General features: G+C 56.9%; 15 protein-coding genes and 2 pseudogenes. 10 read left to right on the top strand and 7 right to left on the bottom strand.

The genetic code is table 11. The features are described from left to right. Positions 1–9: 9 nt before the first annotated feature. Genes tssJ through tssM form a run of 4 tightly spaced genes read left to right on the top strand, consistent with a single transcriptional unit; the run spans position 10 to position 6,227 of the window. Positions 10–510, top strand: coding sequence for a type VI secretion system lipoprotein TssJ (tssJ, locus tag RYA97_RS02655; protein WP_029240993.1), 501 nt, complete (start codon positions 10–12; stop codon positions 508–510). Continuing rightward, on the top strand, positions 507–1,838 hold the full coding sequence (tssK, locus tag RYA97_RS02660; RefSeq protein WP_044293273.1) for a type VI secretion system baseplate subunit TssK: 1,332 nt from the start codon (positions 507–509) through the stop codon (positions 1,836–1,838). The genes tssJ and tssK overlap by 4 nt, the downstream gene beginning before the upstream one ends. An 8-nt stretch (positions 1,839–1,846) precedes the next feature. After that, positions 1,847–2,698, top strand: a complete 852-nt coding sequence (gene icmH / locus RYA97_RS02665; RefSeq protein ID WP_117139950.1) for a type IVB secretion system protein IcmH/DotU — start codon at positions 1,847–1,849, stop codon at positions 2,696–2,698. 25 nt (positions 2,699–2,723) lie between these two features. Next, the gene (gene tssM / locus RYA97_RS02670) at positions 2,724–6,227 is read left to right on the top strand and encodes a type VI secretion system membrane subunit TssM (protein WP_117139949.1); all 3,504 of its coding nucleotides are present in this window, start codon (positions 2,724–2,726) and stop codon (positions 6,225–6,227) included. A 43-nt stretch (positions 6,228–6,270) separates the two neighbouring features. On the opposite strand, the gene RYA97_RS02675 is transcribed toward tssM, so the two are convergent. Both RYA97_RS02675 and RYA97_RS02680 read right to left on the bottom strand, forming a co-directional pair. Beyond that, complete coding sequence (locus tag RYA97_RS02675; protein ID WP_117139948.1) at positions 6,271–6,729, bottom strand: metallophosphoesterase family protein; 459 nt, start codon at positions 6,727–6,729, stop codon at positions 6,271–6,273. A 123-nt stretch (positions 6,730–6,852) separates the two neighbouring features. Further along, positions 6,853–7,869 (bottom strand): zinc-dependent alcohol dehydrogenase family protein, encoded by a 1,017-nt coding sequence (locus RYA97_RS02680; protein WP_117139947.1) that lies wholly within the window; start codon positions 7,867–7,869, stop codon positions 6,853–6,855. Between the two features lie 181 nt (positions 7,870–8,050). On the opposite strand from RYA97_RS02680, the gene RYA97_RS02685 reads away from it, so the two are divergent. Beyond that, positions 8,051–8,950 (top strand): LysR family transcriptional regulator, encoded by a 900-nt coding sequence (locus RYA97_RS02685; RefSeq protein ID WP_117139946.1) that lies wholly within the window; start codon positions 8,051–8,053, stop codon positions 8,948–8,950. A gap of 57 nt (positions 8,951–9,007) precedes the next feature. Here RYA97_RS02685 and RYA97_RS02690 read toward each other — a convergent pair whose 3' ends face one another. Beyond that, complete coding sequence (locus tag RYA97_RS02690) at positions 9,008–9,586, bottom strand: ATP phosphoribosyltransferase regulatory subunit (RefSeq protein ID WP_005777737.1); 579 nt, start codon at positions 9,584–9,586, stop codon at positions 9,008–9,010. 309 nt (positions 9,587–9,895) lie between these two features. Continuing rightward, the gene (locus RYA97_RS02695) at positions 9,896–10,399 is read right to left on the bottom strand and encodes a GNAT family N-acetyltransferase (protein ID WP_005777735.1); all 504 of its coding nucleotides are present in this window, start codon (positions 10,397–10,399) and stop codon (positions 9,896–9,898) included. A gap of 138 nt (positions 10,400–10,537) precedes the next feature. Here RYA97_RS02695 and RYA97_RS02700 point away from each other — a divergent pair, with 138 nt between their 5' ends. Both RYA97_RS02700 and RYA97_RS02705 read left to right on the top strand, forming a co-directional pair. Then, complete coding sequence (locus RYA97_RS02700) at positions 10,538–11,377, top strand: TauD/TfdA dioxygenase family protein (RefSeq protein ID WP_057404038.1); 840 nt, start codon at positions 10,538–10,540, stop codon at positions 11,375–11,377. Between the two features lie 92 nt (positions 11,378–11,469). Beyond that, positions 11,470–11,706, top strand: a complete 237-nt coding sequence (locus RYA97_RS02705) for a hypothetical protein (RefSeq protein WP_004661480.1) — start codon at positions 11,470–11,472, stop codon at positions 11,704–11,706. A 66-nt stretch (positions 11,707–11,772) separates the two neighbouring features. Here the strand turns inward: RYA97_RS02705 and RYA97_RS02710 are convergent, their stop codons facing one another. Together RYA97_RS02710 and RYA97_RS02715 are read right to left on the bottom strand one after the other, a co-directional pair. After that, positions 11,773–12,312 carry a Bro-N domain-containing protein gene (locus RYA97_RS02710; protein ID WP_117139945.1) on the bottom strand — a complete coding sequence of 180 codons (540 nt, stop codon included), beginning with the start codon at positions 12,310–12,312 and terminating at the stop codon, positions 11,773–11,775. Between the two features lie 392 nt (positions 12,313–12,704). Next, positions 12,705–13,208 carry a GAF domain-containing protein gene (locus RYA97_RS02715; RefSeq protein WP_005744147.1) on the bottom strand — a complete coding sequence of 168 codons (504 nt, stop codon included), beginning with the start codon at positions 13,206–13,208 and terminating at the stop codon, positions 12,705–12,707. Between the two features lie 231 nt (positions 13,209–13,439). On the opposite strand from RYA97_RS02715, the pseudogene RYA97_RS26380 reads away from it, so the two are divergent. Together RYA97_RS26380 and RYA97_RS26385 are read left to right on the top strand one after the other, a co-directional pair. After that, a pseudogene (locus tag RYA97_RS26380) lies at positions 13,440–14,477 on the top strand (methyl-accepting chemotaxis protein); the annotation flags it as partial. Positions 14,478–14,732: 255 nt separating this feature from the next. Then, positions 14,733–15,332: pseudogene (locus RYA97_RS26385) on the top strand (methyl-accepting chemotaxis protein); the annotation flags it as partial. 70 nt (positions 15,333–15,402) lie between these two features. Here RYA97_RS26385 and RYA97_RS02725 read toward each other — a convergent pair. Further along, a complete protein-coding gene (locus RYA97_RS02725; RefSeq protein WP_005757793.1) occupies positions 15,403–16,308 on the bottom strand; it encodes a LysR substrate-binding domain-containing protein in 906 nt (301 codons plus the stop codon). 103 nt (positions 16,309–16,411) lie between these two features. Between RYA97_RS02725 and RYA97_RS02730 the strand changes: the two genes are divergently transcribed. Then, on the top strand, positions 16,412–17,614 hold the full coding sequence (locus tag RYA97_RS02730) for an aspartate aminotransferase family protein (protein ID WP_005777724.1): 1,203 nt from the start codon (positions 16,412–16,414) through the stop codon (positions 17,612–17,614). Positions 17,615–17,702: the final 88 nt, after the last annotated feature.

Here is a 17,702-nt window from a genome sequence, read left to right on the forward strand (position 1 = left end):
CTGATTTCAATGTGTCTTCACGTTAGCCGAGTCAAGCGGTCACTAGTGTTACTGCTGTTACTCACGCTCAATGGTTGTTCAGCACTCTCACCGTACTCAACGCAAACCCGTGTGGATTTACAACTGAATGCAGACAATCAGCTTAATCCTGATGTCAATGGCAGGCCCTCGCCGATTGTTCTCAAGGTCCTGGAGCTCAGGCGTCCGGTGACCTTCGAGAATATGGATTTCTTTTCGCTTTACCAACGGACTGCTCAGGCACTCGGGCAAGACCTGATTGCAAGCGAAGAGTTTGAACTTCGTCCAGGCGAGAGTATTGAACTGAAGCTGAAACTGGATCAAGGCAGTCGTTACATCGGTGTACTGGCTGCCTATCGAAATTTGCCGGAAACCCAATGGCGTCACGTGATCAAGGTTCACCCCAAACAGCAGAATCGAGCCGTTTTCGTACTGGGTGAATCAGGCCTTCAACGGGCAGATAGCCAGACAGGCACAGGAAATCCGACATGAACGCGCACAAGGTTATCTGGCAGGAAGGCATGTTGCTGCGGCCGCAGCACTTTCAACATAACGATCGTTACTACGACCATCAATTGCGGGTTCGCACTCGGTTGGCGGGCGCCTACAACTGGGGGTTCACGGCCCTGGAAATAGATCCGCATTTTTTGGGCTCGGGACAGATCGTACTGGCTCAGGCCTCGGGTATCCTGCCGGACGGTAGCGTGTTCGACATATGCGACCGTAACAGTCCATTGGCGCTGGATATTCCTGCAAACACTTCAAACATGCCAGTGTACATAGCGCTGCCGACAATGGCGGGTAATTGCATTGAGACACGCAGCCACGAACAGCCGGAGGTGATCGCACGCTTTACAGCCTACGCAACGGATGTTTTGGATTCGAACGCCGGAGCAGACTGTTCCACTTCGGTGTTATGCGCGCGCCCGGAATTTCGTCTGTTAGTGGGAGAACCTCGCGGAGAGCACGCCTACACCTTGCTCAAGTTGGGGCATATTCTTATCTGCAGCCCTGACAAGGCAATAACGCTGGACACCGGTTTTTCACCGGCCTTCATCAACGCCAGTGGTTCACGCTACCTGATGTCGTGCCTCAAGGAAGTTGTAGGTCTGCTGCAGCATCGAGGCGACATCATCGCCGAGCGCATCGGTACATACGGCCAGGCGCGTGGTGCAGAGACGGGCGATTTCATGATGTTGCAACTGATTAATCGCAACGCGTTGGTACTTCAACACTATCTCACTACCCGGCAGGTGCACCCCGAAGAACTGTATCGGGCGCTGTTATCTCTTTTTGGCGAGTTGTCGACGTTCGGCGATGAAAGCAGACGTCCTCGACTGGAGGGCAGCTATCAGCACAGTGATCAGGGTGCAACGTTCAAACGTTTAATGTTTGCCATTCGACAAATGCTGTCGATGGTTCTCGAGCAGCACGCGCAGGAGCTTGAGTTGCAGCCCAGACAGTACGGCGTTCTGGTGTCGCCTCGGGTGGATCGTGAGTTGCTGGGGGATGCCTCATTTGTCATTGCCGCTCGTGCTGATTGCGATACCGAAGAGCTGCGTGGGCGACTGCCTTCGCACCTCAAAGTGGGCTCTGTGGAAAGTATTCGCGAACTGGTGAGTCTGCACCTGCCGGGTATGCGGCTCAGGCCGCTGCCTGTGGCTCCGCGGCAAATACCGTTTCACGCTGCAAAAGCCTATTTCATTCTCGATATCGATGACCGGGACCAAAGCGGAATCGATAAGTCAGGGGGATTTGCTTTCCATGTATCAGGTGAATTTCCGGGGCTTGAGTTGCAGTTCTGGGCGATCAGAAATTGAGCAGGGTGATGGATATGCAAAGCAGTCGCGAAGACCATGCCGTTACCTATGGCCGGGACAATGTCTGGCCGGGTGATGACATGTTCACGAGTCCCCACGATGCGAATCTTTTCGAAGGTCTGCAGGAACGGTTGATCAACAACACCCTGCAAGTATCCGAAAAGCGGGTCAGTATCCATGTCAATTCGCTGGTTGCTGCCGCGAGCGAATTGCTGGCTCAGGTGTCCAGGCTGTCTGCAGCCGAAGAGTTTGGCGATATTGCGCTGCTGAACGTACAGCTATCGGACCAGATCAAGCTGTTCGAGGCCGAGGGCCGGCGAAACGCTATAGAAAATGATCAGCTACTGGCTGCGCGCTACGTGCTGTGTACGGTCGTGGATGAAGCTGTGTTGAACACGCCCTGGGGCAGCAAGAGTGACTGGTCGAAGATCAGTCTGCTGAGCCGGTTTCACAAGGAGACATTTGGCGGCGAAAAATTCTTTCACCTCCTCGAAAAGCTTTCTGCCAATCCGTTCAAGCATCTGCCTATGCTCGAGCTGATGTACCTGTGTCTGGCGCTCGGGTTCGAGGGGAAATACCGCTCGCACCGCCTTAATGGCCACGAACTGGAGGACATCCGCGATAGCCTCTATCGGCAGATAAGGCATGTTAGAGGCGACGTGTCCCGAACTCTTTCACCTCGCTGGCAGGGAGCGCAATCCAAGTCTTCTGAACGGCTGCATGTCGCACCGGTATGGCTGATTATGCTGTTCACGGTTATCAGCCTGGCTGTGCTGTATTGCGGATTTACCTGGGTACTCGGCGAGCAGCGTGAGGCCGTGCTCAAACCCTATCAGACAGCGTATCTGGCAGCGCTTTAGCTCCGGTCTTGAAATGAGAGATGCAATGAAAACCCTGTTCAAAAAACTTATCGCGCTGCTGTGCAGTACCTGGGCCTGGTCGCTGCTGTTGGTGCTCGTGCTGGCCGCTTGTATATGGATATTCGGGCCACTGCTGGCGGTGGCGGATAACCGGTTTTGGGAGAGCCCCATTGCGCGACTCGTATCGATCAGTGTGTTGTTTCTGGTCTGGGGTCTCGGGATTGTCTTCAACAACTGGCGCATTGGTTTGCAGAAAAAACAGGCGCAAGACAGTCACGCAGGTCAAGAACTTCTGCGTAAGTCTGTCGCCGTGGAAAAAGAGCACTTGGAGCTTGCCAGTCGTTTCAAGGATGCCCTGCGCGTTCTCAAGGATTCTGCGTTGTATGGCAAATTGGGTGCCCGGGGTCGAGTCGAGCTGCCCTGGTATGCGCTGATCGGCCCGCAGGGCAGCGGCAAGACCAGCCTGCTGGATTCTTCCGGGCTCGACTTTCCCCTGCACAGGCGTGGGCGCAAACTGACGCACGACACGAGCAGCACCAGCAGTTGTGGCTGGTATTTTACCGAGCAGGCTATTTTGCTGGATACATCGGGTCGCTATCTTGACCAGCCTGTACCCGAGGTCGACGGCAGCGCCTGGATGACCCTTCTGGGGTTGTTACGGGACCGCTACCGCGTACAGCCGCTCAGCGGTGTGCTGGTGACGTTGCCAGTGGACATATTGTTTGACGAGCGTGACAAGCGTCTGGAGCAAACGGCTGAAGACGTGCGCGCGCGCCTGGACGAAGTTTTTCAGCAACTGCACGTTGATGTGCCGGTTTATCTGGTACTGACCAAGGCCGACTCGATAGCAGGTTTCGATGATTTTTTTGATCAACTGTCCCGTGAGGAAAGTGAGCAGATCCTTGGAGTCACGTTCCAAAACGGCCAGAGTGGCACCGACAGCGGTGTTCTCATTCAGGAGTTTGAGACGTTGCTGCAACGGCTTGGCAGCCAGGTCATCGCTCGCATTCATCAGGAACGAGACAGCCAGCGCCGTGGCAAAATGCTTGAATTCCCCAACCTGCTTGGAGGTATCGCACACAGACTGGGTGTTTTTGTCGAACTCGCGTTCTCCGGAAATCGCTATCAGCGCGCCAGCCAGTTTCGTGGGTTCTACCTGACCCGTGCGCCGCAACTTGTTCAGAGCTCTCAAAGAGCTAATGGGGAGGGCAGTACCGGATTACAGGTTCCACAACCTGGAAAAGCACGGTTCATTCACGATCTGTTGCGGCATGTGATTTTCCCTGAGTCCGATCTCGCTGTTCTCAACAAGGAAGCACGCGGAAAGATTCTTTGGCGTCAGAGGGCAGTGTATTGCTCCGCGCTATTGCTTTTATCTGTGTTCGGAGTGCTATGGACGACTGGTTTCAGTGCTAACCACGACCGGCTGGAGCGGCTTCGTATTCTAGGTGAACAGTGGACGCAACAGCGTTCATCGCTCACCGCCGAGGATGATCTACTGACAGTCCTTGATAGCCTGAACACCCTTTACCAGGCCGCTCAGGTATTTCCGGACAACAGTGATGTCACTCTGTATGAGCGCAACGGTCTTTATCAGGGCGAGCCTGCAAATGATGTGCTTTTGCGCGCTTATCATGCCCAGTTGCAGGGCCAGTTGCTGCCACGAGTGGTGCGGATGTTTGAAGCCCGCATAATGGCCAGCCTGCAGGATCGCGAGCAGTTACTGGACAACTTGCGCGCCTATCTGATGCTGGTTCAGCGTGAACACCGGATACCTTCTGCGCTGAAGGAGCGGGTGGCGACCGACTGGTCAATTCGTTATGTCGGGCATGCACAGGCTCAGCACGAGTTGAATCAGCATTTTGGGCGTTTGCTCGAACAGTCTTTTGCCTATCCGCTAAACGACACATTAGTGGCGCAGGCTCGGCAGTTGCTGCGTAACGAATCCTTCGCCAACGTGGTTTATCGGGTATTGCGTGAAAAAGCGCGTGTACTTCCGGACTACAGCCTTGGCCACAACACCGGCCCTCAGGCAAAGCATTTGGCTGGTACTGACTATCGGATTCCCGGGTTCTATACACGCCAGGGCTACGAGCAGTATTTCGTTACCCGTGGCACAGCCGTGGTAACTGAAATCATGCGTGACAACTGGGTCCTGGGTGAAAGTGAACAGTACAACGCACATCAGTTGCGAGCATTGATGGTCGAACTGGAAAAATTGTACTTTCGTGATTACGCCGATCATTGGGCCGAAGCGATCGGTCGGGTTTCACTGCAGCCCTTTGAAGGAGCCAGCCAGGCTGCCGTGCAACTGGCCGGGCTGACGGCAGCGCATTCGCCTTTGCTGCAGTTGCTGGTCGAGGTGCGTGACAACACACTTTTCCCGGTCCTTGCAGACAGTCTCGGTGCTATGAAGGCCGAGGCTGACAAGGTAGCAAGGGACTCTGTGGCGCTCACCCAGGTTGCTGCGATTGGCGATACGTTGCAGCAGACGGTTACCGATAGCCTGCCCACAACGGCGAAGCAATCATTGCAGCGTCGCTTCGATCCTTTGCACCGCTTGCTGGATGAAGAAAATGGTCCTGCCGCCGATCTGATTACAGCATTGAACGCCATCAATGAATTGCAGATGCAAATGGCCGCACTGGGCCGATCCGGTCAGCCCGAACTGGCGGCCTACGAGATGGCAAAGGGACGAATGTCTGGACAGCGAGACGCCTTGAGCAATCTGCGTAATGCCGCGACTGTGTTACCCCAGCCTCTGGGCGGCTGGTTGAGCGCGTTGGCTGAAGATACCTGGAGCTTTGTGCTGTATCAGTCTCACCATTACCTCAACCAACGCTACAAGGCAGAGCTTTACAGTTTCTATGAACAGTCTCTCGCCAAACGCTATCCATTCCATGCGCACAGCAGCAGTGATGTGGCGCTTAATGATTTTCGCGAGTTCTTCGGCGCGCAGGGCATAGCCGAGCGCTTCTTCGATAGCTACCTGAAGCCCTTCGTCAGTGGCGATCCTGGTCGTTATAGACTGCGCACGATTGACGGCTACAGTCTGCCGATGAGTCGTGCCTATCTGGATCAGATGGCGGGTGTTTATAAAATCCGCAGTAGCTTCTTTGCTCACCGCACGCAGGAACCGCAGGTGCAATTCACTCTTGAACCTCACACCCTCGACCCTGCGGTACGCCGCGCTCAGTTCCGCTTGGGTGATCAGTCACTTGAGTATCGTCATGGCCCCATCGTACCGATGTTATTCAGGTGGCCCGCTGATACTGAGGATGGACGTACAAGTCTGGTGATGGAAGGCATGGTCGGCCGGCCGCTGGGCATCGAAAAGAATAGCGGCCCATGGTCGCTGTTCCGCCTCTTTGACCTGATGCAGACCGAGCCGCTGAAGGGCCGTGATGTACTTGTGCTCAAGGCCGATGTCGGAGGCATGCGGGCCAACTATCTGTTGTCGAGCCAGCGTGCGCCGAATCCTTTTGATATGAGTGCATTACGCGATTTTCGTATGCCTGCTCAGCTGTGATGATATTCAGATGGGTTCTCACACTCGATGCCTATCTGAATTGTCAGTCAACCAACTGCACCAGCGTCGGCTCCATCGAATCTGCGCCCATCTCAAGCAACGCCAGCGTCACCGGCAACTTGAAACGCCGCCGCCCGGCGCTGCCCGGGTTCATATACAGCGTGTCGCCGCGCCAATCGATAAGGGGTTTATGTGAATGGCCGGTAACGACCAGTTTCACGCTGTCATCCAGTAGCGCCGGAACATCGGCGATGTCGTGAACCAGCAGGGTTTGCCAGCCTTCGATGTCGAAGCGCAGGTGATCGGCGATGTTTTTTGCCCACTCGGCATCCTGGTCGTTGTTGCCGCGCACGATGTGCAGCGGGGCGATGGCGCTGAGTTGCTCGACGATGTCCTGGCTGCCGATGTCACCGGCATGGAGGATGGCTTCGCAGCCCTCAAGCGCCGTAATGGCTTCAGGACGAAGCAGTCCGTGGGTGTCGGAAATCACGCCAACTTTCATCAGGGGCCTCGGGTCATGGGCAGGGTAGGGAGGCAGTGTAACCCTTTGAGTTCGAATGGTTGATGAGGGATCGTGGCGTGCGACGCTCAGGAAGTATCCGCGCGTCGCAACCTCAAGAGAGTGTCAGGCCTGATCAACCTTGATCACCACCTTGCCAAACGCGCCTCTGGCCAAGTGCTCGTATGCCTCGCGAGCTTGCTCAAACGGGTAAGCGTGATCGATTACCGGACGAATCTTGTGCTCGTTGAGAAAAACGTTCATCCGATCAAACGACGAGCGAGGTGCTACGGCGATTCCGCGAAAGGTGGTCTGGCGGAAGATCATCGGCATCAGGTTCAGCGCCGCAGTCTGGCCGGTCAGAAAACCGATCTGCGCGATGCGCCCGCCCGCTTTGGTGGCCGCAATCGACTGATTGATGCCGTCGCCACCGGCTACGTCCAGTAACAGGTCCACACCCTTGCCGTCGGTGAGTTTCACTACTTCGTCTGCCCACTCGGGATGGGTTCGATAGTTCACCCCGGCGACAGCGCCCAACTTCTTCACCGCTTGCAGATTTTCGTCCTTACTGGAAGTCGCGATGACCTTGGCACCCAAGGCTGTCGCGATCTGTACAGCAAAGATCGACACGCCGCCTGAGCCCTGCACAAGGACGGTTTGCCCGGCTTCGATCTGACCGAAGTCGACCAGTGCGTACCAGGCCGTCAGTGCGGCAATCGGCAGTGTGGCGGCTTCTTCATCTGACATGGCATCCGGTGCACGTACGGCACTGTCTTCATGGATGATCATGTATTCAGCCAGGCCGCCCGGCAAAGGCGAGCCGAAGCAGTAATCCGGTTCGTCCGGGCCTGGTGGGCCGTCGATCCAGCGCGAGTAGAGATGCGAGTTCACGCGATCGCCTACTGCAAAGCGGCTGACGCCTTCGCCTACCGCCACGACCGTACCGGCTGCATCGCTGACCGGAATGAGAGGCTTGGGTACGCGATGCGGCTCGTAGATGCCGTCGACGATGGCCTTGTCGCGAAAGTTGAGGGATACCGCACCGACTTTCACCAGCAGTTCACCCGCTTTTGGAACCGGCGTTTCAGCTTCTCCGAGCACCAGATTGTCGAGCCCGAAGTCTTTTAACAGCCACGCTTTCATTCAATGTCTCCAGCAATCATGTGTGGGCTCACAGAGGCGGTTGCCTTGTGGGCGCTGAAGTCATTGTTGGTAAAACGCTGGTGCAGATAAATGGGCGCAAATCGACAGGATTGTTATCCTGCCAGGCAACAATGGTTCGGTATTTGTTCAGGGGGATTCGGCGGTGGACCTTTTACAGTCAATGCAGGTGTTCGCGAAACTTGCCGAGCTGGGCAGTTTTACCAAAGTGGCGGAGGCCACGCAGATAGGGCGTCCCCATGTGACCCGGATCATTCAGGACCTTGAAGCGTCGCTGGATGTCCGGCTGTTTCAACGTACCACCCGCAGTGTAAAACTCACTGCGGAAGGTCAGCGTTTTTACGAGCGCGTGAAGAACAACCTCGCTGATCTTGCCGAAACTACTTCCATGTTCGACCGGAATGGCTCGACCCTGAGGGGGCGGCTTCGGATTGATATCCCGGCAGCGTTCAGCCAGCGTAGTTTCATGGAGAGCCTGAAAGGGTTTACCCAGGCATTCCCCGACATCGAGCTGGCACTGGGAGTAACGGACCGCACGGTGGACCTGGTCGCAGAGGGCATCGACTGCGCGCTGCGCATCGGCAAGCTGCCCGATTCAAGTCTGGTGGTCCGGGAAATTGGCAAGGCCACGATGGTCACCTGCGCCGCGCCGTCCTACCTGCAAGCCTTCGGCACGCCGGAAACGCTGCACGAGCTGGCAGGTCATTGCGGGGTCAGCTTTCTGTCTGGTCAGAGCAACCGGCCGTTACCCTGGCATTTCTCGTTGAATGGCGACGACTTTCCTGTTCTGCCGCGTGGTGGCATTACTGTCAACGAGTCCAACGCCTATGTGCAGTGCGGCCTTGCAGGGTTCGGTATTCTTCAGGCTCCGGGCATTACCGTTGAGTCGTTTCTGGCCAGCGGAGAGTTGGTCGAAGTGCTTGAAGCGTTTCGCCCGTTGCCGCGCCCGGTTTCTGTGCTGTACCCGAGCCGTACACACCTTGCGCCGCAGGTGCAGGCATTCGTCGCCTGGCTGAAAGAGCATTTTCCGAAACTTCATCCTCGTTGGTTTGAAGTGCGATAAATACGTGCAGCAGAGTAGAAAAGCGCCTCCTTGCAAAGGCGCTCTGGCCAAGCGGGATTAATTACGCTCAAGCGCCAACACCAGCCGCTCCAGCCCGATGCCAAACCCGGCACCTTCCCTGTAGGCTCCGCCGCCGACCACCTGCTGCTGTGCACCCAGGCGTGAGCAGCGTACCTCGAAGCCGTTGCCGTTCAGGTAGTAGCTCAGGCCGCGTTTGACGGCGGTATTGAGTTCATAGTCCAGACCCAGCGAGTCCAGAAAGCCTGTGCAGATGGCCTGGCTGCGTTGCAAGGCTTGCTGCGGTGACGGGCCGAGAATTTCCAGCCCCAACTGGGTGAACTCGCGGTAGCGTCCGGCCTGCGGTCGCTCGTAGCGATAACAACGTGCGACATAGAAAAACACTGCTTCGCGTCGCCCGTTGAGCAGGGCTTCACTGCGCTCCTGGAACAGGGCCGTTGCTTCCGGGATCAGGCAACAGGCGCGTCCGGCCTTGTCGTTGAATGCCCACATCTGGCTGATGATCTCGCTGCCGCCGGCTTTTTCGATAAAAGTGTCCTGACCCCACAACGCGGGGACTATCGCTTCTTCAGCACCCGCTTCGATGAAGATAGCTCCGGAAGCGGCTTTCTGTCTCACGCAGGGTTGCGGTTTCTGTTCCGGTCACGATGCGGGTTCCGCGTAGCATGGTCATGGTGGTGATCTCCGTTGTTTTCAGGTGGTTGTTTTCAAAGTAATAGGCAATAAAAAAGGCGCCGTGGGCGCCTTGGTTTGTTTCACTGATGGGTCAGAACGTGGGTCTATGTCTGGCCAATCGATGAGCGCAAGCAACCGCGGCACCTGAGGTGGGGCCGTGAGGGTGATGTCGGTTACTTTCAAGAAATTGATTCATGGCTGATCCTTGCATGCTTTCGGCTATCGCTCAAGCGTTAGCTTCAGGGGCACCGCTCACCTCAGCCGGGCCATGCTCAAGGCATCGACGAATACGCCATCGCGCACGGCGTAGTTGCGCAGGCGTCCTTCCTGTTCAAAACCGTACTTGCGATAAAGGCCTTGTGCAGCCTCATTGTCGGCAAACACGGTCAGTTCTACCCGGTGCAGGTTCATCCAGTTGTCTGCGATGTCCAGCGCCGCCGCCAGCAGTTTCGAGCCGATGCCCTTGCCCTGCCAGGCGGACGCTACGCCCATGCCTATAGCGCCGACATGGCTTTGTCGGCTGCGCGAGTATTGTTCCAGGCCGAGGCTGCCGATGACTTCGCCGCCACTCAGCGCGACCAGTTTCACATGTCGCTCTGTGCTGGCTGCCAGGCGTTTGCGCCACACGTCGATGGACTGAAACGGCATTTGCAGCACCTGACGACAGACCGCAGGCTCGTTGTAGAGCGCAGTAACGCCTTCAATATGGGTTTCGTCCATGCGCTGAATGAGGATTTGCGGGGCAGGGGCGTGCACGTTGATTCATTCCTTGAACGGTCAGTGGATGGCCAGTGTAAGACGCAGGCGAGGTGTGGGGCCAGTCGGCTCAATAAGAGGTTGCGCAGATTTTTCCATAAGTGTACCGTTGTGTTCACTTATGAAGAGGATCGCATCATGTTAGCCACTTCGCTCGTTCAGCTGTCCCAGGAGCCCATCAAGCCAGGTATTGGTACGCGTATTTTCAACAGCAAGCAGGAGCTGCTGTCGGGTCAATTCGCCGGGGAAATCCGGGAACTGCTGGAGCAGCGAGGTGTGCTGGTGTTTCCGCAGATTGATTTTTCCGATGCAGAGCAGATCGCTTTCACCCGCACGCTGGGCACTTTCTGTCCGGAAGCCAGTGATGGCCAGAACATCACCAAGATCAGCCTTGATGTCAAAGAGAACCCGGCAGGCGCTGAGTTTCTCAAGGGCTCGCTCTACTGGCATATCGACGGTACGAGCAGCGATGTGCCCATTCTGGCGTCGTTACTGTCTTGCAAGGTGCCCGCCAGTTGGGGAGGCAACACCGGTTTCTGTAATACCTATGCAGCTTACGAGGCGTTATCGAGCGCTGATAAACAACGTTACGAAAGCTTACGAGTAATTCACGCGCCATGGGCATCGTTACTCTATTACAATCCCGAGCCTGGCCTTGCGATGCTCAAGGCCATGCAGGCTATCGGCGAGAAGGAGTTGCCGCTGGTCTGGAGGCACCGGTCCGGTCGCAAGTCGCTGATTCTGGGATGCACTGCGCAGCAGGTCGTTGGCGTCAGCCTGGCGCAGAGCGCGCAGATTCTGGTCGGCCTTCGCGAGTGGGCCACGGCCGAGGCGTTCAGTTACAGCCATGCGTGGCAGACGGGTGATCTGGTGATATGGGACAACACCGGCACCATGCACCGTGCGGAAGCTTACGACCCCGCGTGCGGGCGAATGATGCACCGCACCAAGTTGCAGGGCGAAGAGCCTTTCGAGTGATCTGCCGGGCGCGACAAGCGGGTGACGCCGTGGCTGTTATATCGAGTTGCTCATTGTGAGCTGAATCGTTTTGCCGGATTGGAGAAACGAGAATGTGCAGACCTAAAGAGCCCATCGCGGGCGTATTTCTACTGTTGGTTCTGGCGGCCGGAGGCTGGGTGGCTCAGGAGCCATTTCCTCATTTCGGGATTGATCTGCCTGCCGAGGCGTTATTGGACGGCGAGCGCCCGGTCAAACCTGTGTCGCCTCGACACCGAACGCAATTTGATGAAAGCCAGTTCAGTAGCGCCATGCTTGAACTCGTGCCCATGTACGCGACCGTAGAGTAAACCGTAGGCTGTGTACGAAAAGTCGGCCAGCGCGGCCACTTTTTGTACAGAGCCTGTTTGAAGCGCTCAGGCAGCCCGTTTGCCCAGCAACTTCAGGCGTTTCAGCCAGCCATCTTTCTTGCCGGTCGTCTGGACCTGAACGATTTCCGGCATGTCACGCAACTTCACCCAGATATCCCCGCGCCATTGCAGCGTACTCAGGGGTGTGCCCTGCCACTGCATTTGGCAGTGAGTGGGGCCGTCGTTGTTGATATCAACGGCGCGGGCGCTCAGTGCGGGCAGCACGTCTTGTGTCAGCCAGCGTCGCAGGGCGCGGTTTTCCGGGATGTAATGGTGAATCAACAGGGCGAATACCGCAGACTCGCTGATCAGCAGGCATTTTTGCCATTCGCCGTGGGTCAACAACCATGCGGTGCGGCGCTGATCGGCGTCGAGCTTGCGGGTGTTGCGCTCGTCCAGACGCTTGCCCATCAGGCGGGCGATGTCTTCCAGCGGGAACCAGGCTTCTGCGTGCATGACAACAGCACGCAACATGCGACGGTGGCGCAGGAAGAGGGTGGGTTCGTGGTTTTCGGTGCAGGGGAGAAGGGGGAATGGGAGATCCATTGATTAAACGCTCCATAGCGAACATAGAGCCCCAATCACGTCGCTAAACGAGAAGGTGGCAGCTGTGCGAAGGTTAGCGAACCGGTCTCTAATCTTTCGCATACCGGCAGACCCGAAGGTCTCCGACGCACAGCCGCCATAACGCGATGTTCATGTTGAGCATGAAACGCGATGTCGAGAATAGAGATTCGGATCGCTAAATCCGGCCGCTGATTTTGCAGCGACGGCGCACCTTAAATCCTCGATACAGCCCGCGCAAGCAACTGAAGTCTTCTCGGAAACTTCACACAGGGCGAAGAGATTTTTCAGTCGAGCGACTTCATCCTTTCCTGCAAAATCAACGCTTCGTCCGCATGAAACGTTTTTTTCACCCTCATCAAGCGGCAGCTACATCAGTCTGTTTCGCTGATGTTGGCGAAGAAAATACAGCCGATCAATCTGGCAAACAGAGTCAGTGTTTCCGCCAGATCGGGGTCGTCAAACAACGTCACGTCGGAGTCGAGCGCACATAGCGCGCCGTACAACTGTCCGTTCGGAAGATGGATCGGCACGCCTGCATAACTCTCGATGGCGTAGCGCTTTACCACCGGCCGGTTCGCGTAGCGGCCGTTTTTGCTGATCTGCGGTACGAACAACGCTTCGGGGTTGACGCAAAACTCACTGCACAGCGTGGTCTCCAGTTTGAACACGTCCCCATCGTCGATGCCCAGGTCAGTCGGGTCGTATACAGAACAGGCGATCCAGTCCGCGTCGGTGAACTTTGCGATACCTGCAAAGCGCATGCCTGTCAGTCGGGTGACCAGCCTTAAAATGTTGGTCGTTGCCTCTATTTCGGCAATCGCAGAACGTTCCTCTGTGGTCAGGCCGTCTCGAGAAGCTGTCAACTCCAGACTCATGCAATTCTCCGAAATACTCGATGTGTAGGTACAGCGGCCCATGCTAACCGACTGGCGTGAAAGGCCATACGGGTTATTCGACGAGTCGATGTTTATTTTCGAGCATGAATTTTGACGTCAACTTTAAAGTTTGAAGCTGCCCCGCCGACAACTGTGGGTTGTATCAATGGCAAGGACAAGCCGCTTATAACCCCCACAATGACTAGACAAGAGCAATTTACGGTGAACACTATGCTGAACAATATTTCTGTAAGGTCCAAGCTTGTGCTCGGGTTTGCCTTGGTCATTGTGCTGACCGTGCTGATTGCACTTACCGGCTGGACGGGGATCAGTTCGCTGAGCGAACGAAGCGAGAGGATTGCCGATATCGGCAAGCTGAGCACGCTGACCCGTGATGTCCGTATAGCCCGCCTGGCTTATGCGCTCAACTACGATGCCGAGCGCGCCAGCAACTGGCTGAAAGCTATCGATAGTCTCGAAAATCATGTGAAGTATGCGCAGAAAGTTTTCGACTCTCCGCTGAACACCCCGCTGGTAAATGCTTCTGCTGAAGCGATGAAGGATTATCGTGTCCACTACGATAATCTGATGCAGGCAACTGCCGCCCGCGAGGCGACCCGGTCAGTGTTTGGCCAGTACGCTGACGCAGCCGCTGACGATTTGCAAAAACTGAACGCCATTGCCCGATCAGATGACGGCAGCGCCTCGCAGCGTGACGACATTATTCAGGCGATGACGTTGTTTCAGAAAATGCGCTTCGACTTGCGTGGTTACACCTATTCCCTGAAAACCGAGAACCGGGCACCGGCTGAAACGTCGATGAACACGGTTATTAATTTTGTTAAAAATCTGAAAGGCTTCGATGGCCAGTCAGCGACGATCAAGCACCTTGTGGACGCTCTGCTCGGTTATCAGAACACGTTGAATCAGTTCACTGCGGCGCAGGAAAAGATCGATCAGGCACAGGCAGGGATCACTAAAACTATCGCCATTCTGTTTGATTCTGCCGACAAGCTGTCAGCCAATCAGGTCAGTCTGAGAATAGAAGACGTGGGCGAGGCCAAGACCCTTCTGTCTGTCTGGCTGATTGCAGCGTTGATCATGAGCGCTTTGGCGGCCTGGGTGATCACTCGTCTGATCGTCGGCCCGTTGCTTGACACACTGAAGCTGGCCGAGCGTGTAGCGGATGGCGATTTGACGTACAACCAGCCGGTCACGCGCAAGGATGAACTGGGCTTGTTGCAAGGCAGCATGCTGCGCATGACCAGCAACCTGCGCGAGCTGATTGGTGGCCTGCGCGATGGTGTGACACAAATCGCCAGCGCAGCCGAGCAGCTGTCGGCTGTCACTGAGCAGACCAGTGCCGGGGTGAACAGCCAGAAGAGCGAAACGGATCAGGTTGCCACTGCAATGCACGAAATGTCTGCGACTGTTCAGGAGGTCGCACGCAACGCAGAGCAGGCTTCCCATGCGGCGGTTAATGCTTCGAAGGAAGCCCGCGATGGCGAAGGTGTGGTATCCAAGGCGGTTGCCCAGATCGAGAAGCTCGCAACTGAAGTCAAACACTCCAAATCTGCAATGGACGAGCTCAAGAGCGAAAGCAACAAGATTGGCGGCGTGCTGGACGTGATCAAGGCCGTTGCCGAGCAGACCAATCTGTTGGCGCTCAATGCTGCCATTGAAGCGGCGCGTGCAGGTGAAGCCGGACGAGGCTTCGCGGTGGTGGCTGACGAAGTAAGAAGCCTGGCCCAGCGCACGCAGACATCGACGGAAGAAATTGCTGCGTTGATCAGTGGCCTGCACAGCCGTACATCGCAAGTGGCTACTATCCTCGACAATAGCCAGGCTCTGACTGAAAACAGTGTCGAGCTGACACGCAATGCTGGGGTTTCCATCAATAACATGACCCAGGCGATCTCGACCATCGAGACGATGAACCACCAGATTGCCGCTGCTGCCGAAGAGCAGAGTGCGGTTGCCGAAGAGATCAACCGCAGCGTTCTGAACGTGCGCGACATTTCCGAGCAAACGGCGTCCGCCAGTGAAGAGACCGCGGCGTCCAGCGTCGAGCTGGCGCGCCTGGGTGTGCATCTGCAGAGCATGGTCAGCCGATTCAAGGTCTGACCGGCAAACTCCGGTGCGGGCAGCAACGCGCGCACCGGCGTCGGTTCGATGACATTTGGGCGGTAAGTGCTTACCGCCCCCAGAGCCCCATCGCGTACTCCACAAAACTTCTCACTTTAGGCAGCCGATAACGATCCTGCACATACAGCAGGTTCGTCGGTCGTCTGGGTAAGTGATAGCCCGGCAGCAGCGCAACCAGCCGGCCTTCCTGCAGGTCTCGCTGAACCAGCGCATCCGGTAGCATCACTACGCCCATTCCAGCACATGCCGCCTGATAAAGACCGGCAGAGGTGTTGGCAACCATCGAGCCGTCGACATCCACCAGCACTTCACCTTCGGGGCCGGTCATACGCCATTGGGTGCCAGCCGTGCGCCACTCGTCTCCTGCCGGGTAGGAGAACGCCAGGCAATTGTGCGCACCAAGGTCTTCGGGGTGCGCTGGCGTTCCATGACGAGCCAGATAACTCGGCGCAGCGCAGATGGTCAGGGTGTAGTCCTGCATGGGGCGCGCAATCAGTGGCGAGGATTGCGGGATGTTCCCCAAGCGTATGGCGATATCGAAACCATTGTCGATCATGTCCAGACGCTGGTTGGTCAGCACCAGATCAAGTTTGACCTCGGGAAAACGTAGCGAGAACCCGGCAAGGGCCGGGGCCAGCACTTCCGAACCGAACGTCAGCGGCGCGGTGATGCGCAATGTGCCGCTGGGATCGCCCTGGGCCTGCTCGGCCAATTGCTCGGACTCGGCCACCAGCCCCAGCACTTCAAGGCAGCGCTCGTAATACGCCGTGCCGAATTCCGTCAAGCGCTGACGGCGAGTGGTGCGCTGCAACAGGCTGACGCCCAGGCGCTGTTCCAGTGCGCGCAGGTGGTTGCCAACCATCGTGGTAGAAATCGAACACGCCTGCGCTGCCGCCGTCAGGCTGCCTGCTTCGACCACCTTTACGTACACACGCATCGCCTGAAACAAATCCATTATCAAGCCCTGCTTTAAAATGATTGAAGTATTTGGCTGTTTATCCATAAGGAGTGGTTAACGATACTGCAAAAACCGAAACATACCCAAGGAGCTTCACGTCATGACCACTGCCTGCCTGATGAGCACTTACCAACCTCTGGCCCTGAGCTTCACCCGTGGCCTGGGCACGCGTCTGTGGGACCAGAGCGGGCGCCAATACCTGGATGCTGTGGCGGGCGTGGCGGTGACCAATGTCGGCCATTCGCATCCGCTGCTGGTTGAGGCCATTCGGGATCAGGCGGGGTTGCTGTTGCACACTTCCAATCTTTACAGCATTGACTGGCAGCAGCGTCTGGCGCAGAAACTGACCGGTTTGTCGGGGCTGGATCGGGTGTTTTTCAATAACTCCGGTGCCGAGGCCAACGAGACTGCGCTGAAGCTGGCGCGCCTGCACGGCTGGCACAAGTACATCGAACGGCCTTTGGTGGTGGTCATGGAAAACGCCTTTCACGGCCGCACGCTGGGCACACTGTCGGCCAGTGACGGACCGGCTGTGCGCCTGGGCTTCAGCACCTTGCCGGGGGATTACGTCAAAGTACCCTTTGGCGATCTGGCGGCGTTCGACAAGGTCTGCGTGACTCACGGGCACCGCATTGCCGCAGTACTGGTGGAGCCGATTCAAGGAGAAGGCGGCGCGCAGGTCGCGCCAACCGGGTATCTCAAGGCGCTGAGGGAGCGCTGCACCCGGCGTGACTGGCTGTTGATGCTCGACGAAATCCAGACCGGCATGGGGCGGACCGGCAAGTGGTTTGCCTTTCAGCACGAGGGCATCGTGCCGGACGTCATGACCCTGGCCAAGGGTTTGGGCAACGGTGTGCCGATAGGTGCCTGTCTGGCAAGGGGCAGGGCGGCGCAATTGTTCACCCCCGGCAGCCACGGCAGCACCTTCGGTGGTAATCCGCTGGCCTGTCGGGTCGGCTGCACGGTGATCGACATCATCGAACAGCAGGCCTTGGTGGAGAACGCTGCCCTGCAAGGCAACCGCTTGCTGGAGCGGCTGCGCAACGTGCTTGGCGCTCACCCGCAGGTGCTGGAGATTCGTGGCCTCGGGCTGATGATCGGTATCGAATTGCGGCAGGCCGTACCCGAATTGACCCGGATCGCGGCCGAGGACTACGGCCTGTTGATCAACGTCACGCGCGGTAAGGTCATCCGTCTTCTGCCGCCATTGGTGCTGAACGCTGCCGAGGTGGAACAGATCGTTCAAGGCCTGCTGGCGAGCCTCGACAGCGCCCTTTACAAATCGCTTGAGCGCTCTGCCTGAAGCAAGGGATTAAGGAAAAGGACTACATCGGGCTGTACCGGGATGACCCATATGCGGTAGAACAGTTCAGCATCGCGTATGTCTGCGC

Origin of the sequence: Pseudomonas syringae group sp. 26L6, assembly GCF_032587815.1 — a bacterium.
Classification (GTDB): Bacteria; Pseudomonadota; Gammaproteobacteria; order Pseudomonadales; family Pseudomonadaceae; genus Aquipseudomonas; species Aquipseudomonas amygdali.

Bases quoted from the DNA above. Each gene is read 5' to 3' on its own strand.
- tssJ (WP_029240993.1), top strand. From the start codon at position 10: ATGTGTCTTCACGTTAGCCGAGTCAAGCGGTCACTAGTGTTACTGCTG.
- tssK (WP_044293273.1), top strand. From the start codon at position 507: ATGAACGCGCACAAGGTTATCTGGCAGGAAGGCATGTTGCTGCGGCCG.
- icmH (WP_117139950.1), top strand. From the start codon at position 1,847: ATGGATATGCAAAGCAGTCGCGAAGACCATGCCGTTACCTATGGCCGG.
- tssM (WP_117139949.1), top strand. From the start codon at position 2,724: ATGAAAACCCTGTTCAAAAAACTTATCGCGCTGCTGTGCAGTACCTGG.
- RYA97_RS02675 (WP_117139948.1), bottom strand. From the start codon at position 6,729: ATGAAAGTTGGCGTGATTTCCGACACCCACGGACTGCTTCGTCCTGAA.
- RYA97_RS02680 (WP_117139947.1), bottom strand. From the start codon at position 7,869: ATGAAAGCGTGGCTGTTAAAAGACTTCGGGCTCGACAATCTGGTGCTC.
- RYA97_RS02685 (WP_117139946.1), top strand. From the start codon at position 8,051: ATGCAGGTGTTCGCGAAACTTGCCGAGCTGGGCAGTTTTACCAAAGTG.
- RYA97_RS02700 (WP_057404038.1), top strand. From the start codon at position 10,538: ATGTTAGCCACTTCGCTCGTTCAGCTGTCCCAGGAGCCCATCAAGCCA.
- RYA97_RS02705 (WP_004661480.1), top strand. From the start codon at position 11,470: ATGTGCAGACCTAAAGAGCCCATCGCGGGCGTATTTCTACTGTTGGTT.
- RYA97_RS02710 (WP_117139945.1), bottom strand. From the start codon at position 12,312: ATGGATCTCCCATTCCCCCTTCTCCCCTGCACCGAAAACCACGAACCC.
- RYA97_RS02715 (WP_005744147.1), bottom strand. From the start codon at position 13,208: ATGAGTCTGGAGTTGACAGCTTCTCGAGACGGCCTGACCACAGAGGAA.
- RYA97_RS02725 (WP_005757793.1), bottom strand. From the start codon at position 16,308: ATGGATTTGTTTCAGGCGATGCGTGTGTACGTAAAGGTGGTCGAAGCA.
- RYA97_RS02730 (WP_005777724.1), top strand. From the start codon at position 16,412: ATGACCACTGCCTGCCTGATGAGCACTTACCAACCTCTGGCCCTGAGC.